This window comes from Streptosporangium sp. NPDC005286, from assembly GCF_040607515.1.
GTDB lineage: Bacteria > Actinomycetota > Actinomycetes > Streptosporangiales > Streptosporangiaceae > Streptosporangium.
In genome coordinates, this window is sequence record NZ_JBEXGU010000307.1 from 1 (window position 1) to 5,386 (window position 5,386).

General features: G+C 69.5%; 7 protein-coding genes. 1 reads left to right on the top strand and 6 read right to left on the bottom strand.

The annotated features are described in order from the left end of the window. From ABZU75_RS45035 to ABZU75_RS45050, 4 genes are all read right to left on the bottom strand, one after another. On the bottom strand, positions 1–488 hold a 488-nt coding region (locus tag ABZU75_RS45035; RefSeq protein ID WP_355569241.1), incomplete at its 3' end, for an aldehyde dehydrogenase family protein. A gap of 153 nt (positions 489–641) precedes the next feature. After that, the gene (locus tag ABZU75_RS45040; RefSeq protein WP_355569245.1) at positions 642–1,913 is read right to left on the bottom strand and encodes a GAF domain-containing protein; all 1,272 of its coding nucleotides are present in this window, start codon (positions 1,911–1,913) and stop codon (positions 642–644) included. A 211-nt stretch (positions 1,914–2,124) separates the two neighbouring features. Continuing rightward, complete coding sequence (locus ABZU75_RS45045; protein WP_355569248.1) at positions 2,125–2,394, bottom strand: hypothetical protein; 270 nt, start codon at positions 2,392–2,394, stop codon at positions 2,125–2,127. After that, on the bottom strand, positions 2,391–2,681 hold the full coding sequence (locus ABZU75_RS45050; protein ID WP_355569251.1) for a hypothetical protein: 291 nt from the start codon (positions 2,679–2,681) through the stop codon (positions 2,391–2,393). Before ABZU75_RS45050 ends, ABZU75_RS45045 begins: the two co-directional genes overlap by 4 nt. Positions 2,682–2,919: 238 nt before the next feature. Between ABZU75_RS45050 and ABZU75_RS45055 the strand changes: the two genes are divergently transcribed. After that, positions 2,920–3,294: an ATP-binding protein gene (locus tag ABZU75_RS45055; RefSeq protein ID WP_355569254.1), complete on the top strand. Its 375-nt coding sequence runs from the start codon at positions 2,920–2,922 to the stop codon at positions 3,292–3,294. A gap of 85 nt (positions 3,295–3,379) precedes the next feature. Here ABZU75_RS45055 and ABZU75_RS45060 read toward each other — a convergent pair whose 3' ends face one another. Then, entirely contained in the window at positions 3,380–4,654 is a 1,275-nt protein-coding gene (locus ABZU75_RS45060; RefSeq protein WP_355569258.1) for an MFS transporter, read from the bottom strand. A 101-nt stretch (positions 4,655–4,755) separates the two neighbouring features. After that, the gene (locus ABZU75_RS45065) at positions 4,756–5,121 is read right to left on the bottom strand and encodes a metalloregulator ArsR/SmtB family transcription factor (protein WP_355569261.1); all 366 of its coding nucleotides are present in this window, start codon (positions 5,119–5,121) and stop codon (positions 4,756–4,758) included. Positions 5,122–5,386: the final 265 nt, after the last annotated feature.

The window sequence follows — 5,386 nt, forward strand, 5'->3', positions numbered from 1 at the left end:
GGGATGATCTGGCCCACCACGCCCAGCGGCTCGTGGAAGTGGTAGGCGACGGTGTCCTCGTCCAGCTGGCTGATCCCGCCCTCCTGGGCGCGGACGACCCCGGCGAAGTAGCGGAAGTGGTCGACGGCCAGCGGCAGGTCCGCGGCGAGCGTCTCGCGTACCGGCTTGCCGTTCTCCCAGGTCTCGGCGACGGCGAGCCGCTCCAGGTTCTCCTCGATGCGGTCGGCGATCCGGTTGAGGATGTTCGACCGTTCGGCGGGCGAGGTCCGGCCCCAGGCCTCGGCCGCGTTGTGGGCGGCGTCCAGCGCCAGGTCGACGTCGGCCGCGGTGGAGCGGGCCACGCTGGTGAAGGTCTGCCCGGTGATCGGGCTCGGGTTGTCGAAGTAGGCCCCGTCCACCGGGGGCACCCACTCGCCGCCGATGAAGTTGTCGTACCGGGAGGCGTAGGTGACGATGCTTCCTTCGGAACCGGGTGGTGCGTAGACCATGGTTTCGCCCTCCTTCACATGGCTGTAACAGAGCCAACGATGGATGGGCGAGGTTGGTGAAAGGTTGGCGTCAGGGGGGCGGTACCGGGGCCGCCCGGGGCCGCCCTGGGCAGCACGGGGGCCATGGGCGGGCGACGGTGCCGAGGGGTGAGGTCAGTCGTTCCGCGCCGTGCGGTGACGGGCGAGCGCCACCGCCCTGCGCGGGTCACCGGGCCCGAGGACCGCCAGGGCCCGCTCGTGTATCTCCAGGTCGTACGGGTGCAGCTCGCCGAAGCGGAACACCGGTCCCGGGCCATGCCACCGGAGCACGGCCTCGCGCAGCGCGACCTCGATGTGCTCGCGCCAGGTCCTGATCCCCGGCGCGTCGGACCACGGCAGCAGGGGGCCGCCGTAGAGCCGCGCCGCCTCCTCCACCCGCCCGGCGCGCAGGGCGGCGAGCACCTCGGCGGCGTCGCAGCCAACGGGCGCGGTCAGCTCGTACCGCCGGGTGGCCAGCGCGCCCGAGAGCGCCCGCCGCAGGTGGGAGACCTCCGCCTTGAGGGTGGTCGCGGCGACGTGCCGCTCGCCGTACAGCTCGTCCATCAGCCGCTCGGGGGACATCCCGGGTCCCTGCGGTCCCGCGAGAGCGAGCAGGGTGAGGATCTCCAGCTGGCGAGGGGGCAGCCGTACGGGAACGCCGTCACGGGTCAGCCCGGCGCCGCCGAGGGCGCGCAGCCGCAGACCGGAGCCGTCGTTCCGGCCGGGACCCCCGGCGAAGGAGCCCTGGACGGAAGGCCCGCCTGCGGAGGGAGAGCCCATCCGTTCGGCCAGGCGGCTCTCGATGCCGCCGACCAGGGTGTGCAGCGCGGGCATGGCCAGGGGGTGCGAGCGCTCCCAGGTGCTCGACAGGTCGAGCACGCCGAGAACCTGGCCGCCGGGGGCCCGGATCGGGGCGCAGTAACAGACCCACCCGTGCAGGGCCCGCACGAGGTGCTCGGCCGAGAACACCTGGGTCGGGCGGCCGGTGCGCAGCGCGAGGGAGAGGGCGTTGGTGCCCATGGCCTGCTCGTCCCAGCGGCCCCCGGGGGCGAAGTTCACCGCCTCGGCCCGCCGCCGCATGACCCGGCCGCCGCAGGTCCACATGATGGTGCCCGTCTCGTCGGTGACCGCCGCGATGAAACCGCCGTCCTCGGCGATCCCGCGCAACTCGTCGGCGACCGCGGTCAGCGGCTCACGCAGCGGCGACTGCCGCCAGCGCTGGCGGGCCTCGCCTTCCTCGGGGGCGCTGTCCTGCTCGGGTCTCACCGTCGCGATGGACCGGCGCCAGGAGTCGACGATCTCCTTCCTGAGCCGCTCGCGGTCATGCGGACGCCCACCCTGGAGCCAGCGTGCCCACTCCAGTTCCAGGTTGGTGCGATGCCGGCGCAGCGCCTGGTTTCCTTCCATGACCCGCCTCAAACCCGTTGACGCCTACCGTGATGATGCCTCACCACGCGCCACGGCGCACCCCATGTCTGGCACCTTGCGGGCCACTTTCCGGCGAACAACGACGCGCTCTCCGGAATCGCGTACGGCGATCAGTGCGGGGTGCTCGGCCTGGTGGCCGCTCGGAACTCGTCAGAACGGTGGCGTGGCAGACGCTGGAACGCTGGAGACCTCAGAACAGGACGATCCGCGTCAAGATTACTTGGTGATCGTCTCTGTTGATCCGGTATTCGGCGATGCCGTATCCGTGGGCGATCAGGATCTCCCGCCAATCAGGATCGGCGCCCAGCTGATTGCTTCCAGTCAGCCACGGGTTCTCGCAGATCGCCACCGTCAGTGCGGCCACCGTGGAGAACACCTCGGCGGACACGGCTGGATCGGCGAGAGTGTCGGCCACCATCTCGGAAGGGAGAACCGGCCACAGGTCGTCGTCCTCGCTCACGAAACGGTGTGCTCCCGCCGACGGGCGATCTCTTCCATGGTCGACGTCTGCAACGTGCCTGCCTCGGCGGTAGCGTGAACGCGGTCGCGGTCAGGATCGGTGTCGAGCATCGCCCGGCCCCACCACGCGCTCAGGACACCGTCCAACTCCGGCCCCTGTTGAGCTTCCAGCAACTCGGCAAAGAACTGGGCCCGGCGGCCACCACGCAGCGCGTCAGAGATCGCACCGATGGTCCGAGGCACCCTCGGCTGCCTGGTCTCGTATCTGCCAACGGGCTGAGCGGTCATCGCTGTCACCTCTCCGTTCCTGCCACCAGCCTAAAGCGGTGGCAGTGACTCCGCAGCCACTCGGACGACATCCGGCTACCGACGTTTCGCGACGTGATGGTGCATGGGCAACGAGGCGAGTGTGCTGCTGTGCCCCTCTGACTGATCTTCCTGCTGAACGGCTCTCAAGGCGTACACGGCGCTGACCGAATATCGCTACACGCTGGATCTTTCCCTGGCCGTGCTGGGGGAGAGATGGATGCCGCGCGAAACGAGAAACGTGGCCTCCGTCCGCCGATTCGTCCGGGACATTGCCACCGACTGGAACACGTCGGAAGACATCCCGGAAATCGCCGAACTCCTGGTCTCCGAACTTGTCACCAACGCGATCGCATACGGCTCATCAGCAGTCCCCGACCCAACCGCCATCCGCATCAGGATCACCAGAGAGAAGGAGCTGATGACCGTCGACGTCTACGACTCCTGCATAGCCGTCCCCCGAATGAGACAGGCAGACCCTCTGGACACCTCCGGCAGGGGCCTCACCATCGTCGAAGACCTCTCTCATAACTGGGGCTGGACCCTCAACCCCTACGGCAAGTCGGTGTGGTTCCAGTTGACGGCGTGGCCCTGAATCTCGGAAGGAGCGTAAGCGGTGCCTCTGGTCAGCGGAAATCCTACGGTTTGGGGCGCGGGACACATTTCTTACCGACACCCCATCAAGCGGCCAGCTGATGCTCCTCCTCGGTGTCACTTCGGGTGAGCTGGTAGCTGGGCGCGGCGGCGGAGCGGACTGCCGCCTCAGTGGGCCAAAGAGCCCAGGCCGCTGCGGTGGCGACGAAACCGATCGCGGAAAGTACGGCGGCGGCCGCGACCATCCCGACGCTGAAGGCCAACCACCCGGCCAGTGGATAGGTGAGCAGCCAGGCCGCGTGGGAGAGGGAGAACTGCGCCGCGAAGGCGGCTGGCAGGTCGGCGGACGGCACGGCGCGCCGGATCAGGCGACCGGTCGGAGTAAGCGCCGCGGATGTCGCGGCGCCCAGCAGCGCCCATGCGATCAGCAGCCATGACCACGACAGGACGCCTGCCGCCAGGCCGACGGTGAACGCGCCCAGGACCACGAAGAGAGCGACAGCCGCGGGCAGCATCACCCTGCGGTCACTGAGCCTGTCCAGCACGCGGGGCAGCAGCAGGGCGACGGCCATCGATCCGGCCCCGAACGCGCCGAGTGCGATCGAGACGTCACCTGCGGTGCGGTCCAGGTGATCGCGGACCAGGACGACGGTGTTGACGATGACCATGGCGCCGGCGGCCGCGACGCTCATGTTCAGGGCGAGCAGGGCGCGCAGCTGCGGCGTGGCCCCAAAGAGCCGGGCGCCGTAGGTGGCCTTGGCGAAGGCGCCGCCGCTGCGCCGGACCGGTGTCGGCCTGGGCAGGACGACGGATACGACCAGCGCGGCCGAGGCCAAGAATCCCAGGACGGTTCCGAAGAACAGCCAGTTGTAGCTGATCAGGGTCAGCAGCCCGGCCGCGAGCACGGGGCTGAACAGGCTCTCCATGTCGTAGGCGAGCCGAGACAGCGACAGCGCCCGGGTGTAGTCACGCTCGGCCGGCAGCACCTCGGGGATGGTCGCCTGGAAGGTCGGGGTGAAGGCCGCCGAGGCGGCCTGAAGGAGGAAGATCAGGACGTAGATCTGCCACACCTCGGTGACGAACGGCAGGGCCAGCGCGACGCCGCCGCGGATGAGGTCGGCGGCCACCAGCAGGGTCCGGCGCGGGATGCGGTCGGCGAAAGCGCTGATCACTGGGGCTATGCCGACAAAGGCGACCATCTTGATGGCCAGCGCGGTACCGAGCACCGCGGAGGCGCTCGCCCCGGCCAGGTCGTAGGCGAGCAGGCTCAGTGCCACGGTCGCCAGCCCGGTGCCCACCAGGGCGATGGCCTGCGCGGCGAACAGGTGCCGGTAGGTGCGATTACGTAGTACGAAGAACATGACCCCGCCCTCTCAGGCCACAGCGGCCCTCAACGTGCTTATGTGCGCAGTTATGCACGCGTTGAACAGCAGGGAGGGCGGAGGAATTCCCCGTTCGGGCCTCAGGAGTGCCAGGGTTCGCCGGTCACCTTATGGTCGGCATGGTTCAGCGCCTCCACCACAAGGCTGCGCAGGTGCCCGTCGCGCAGCGAGTACACCGCGCGGCGGCCCTCCTTCCTGAACTGCACCAGGTTCGCCAGACGGAGTTTGGCCAGATGCTGGCTGACAGCGGGCCGGGCCGCGCCACTGGCCGTAGCCAGGTCGGTCACGTCCATCTCCCCCGCGGCCAACAGCCACAACAGATGCAGTCGCGTGGGATCGGACAGCAGGGCGAACACCGCACTCGCCTTCTCCAGCTGTTCCCGATCAGGAGTCCGCTGGTGCCGATGGACGGCAGAGGAGGACGAAGGGCGCTCGCGCTCTGACATGCAGCCATCGTAGGGCGGTGGGCATCCCCCTCTCTTCCATGATCCGACCACGTCGCAGGCAGTGCGAGGTGCACGCCGCTGCTGGATTCCGGTCTCCGCCGCGGTGCGACATTCGGCGGAGCCCTCGGGGCCGGCACCGCGGTGGGCTCCACCGGAACGCCGCCCGCCGTCAACGGCCACCAGGCCCATACGCCCCTACCCCCGAACCAGACGGCCGACGCTCACGCAACGCACGCACAGCCGGCCCCCAGCCAGGCAGCGACCG

Coding starts and splice junctions, on each gene's coding strand:
- ABZU75_RS45050 (WP_355569251.1), bottom strand. CDS start 2,681: ATGACCGCTCAGCCCGTTGGCAGATACGAGACCAGGCAGCCGAGGGTG.
- ABZU75_RS45060 (WP_355569258.1), bottom strand. CDS start 4,654: ATGTTCTTCGTACTACGTAATCGCACCTACCGGCACCTGTTCGCCGCG.
- ABZU75_RS45055 (WP_355569254.1), top strand. CDS start 2,920: ATGCCGCGCGAAACGAGAAACGTGGCCTCCGTCCGCCGATTCGTCCGG.
- ABZU75_RS45040 (WP_355569245.1), bottom strand. CDS start 1,913: ATGGAAGGAAACCAGGCGCTGCGCCGGCATCGCACCAACCTGGAACTG.
- ABZU75_RS45065 (WP_355569261.1), bottom strand. CDS start 5,121: ATGTCAGAGCGCGAGCGCCCTTCGTCCTCCTCTGCCGTCCATCGGCAC.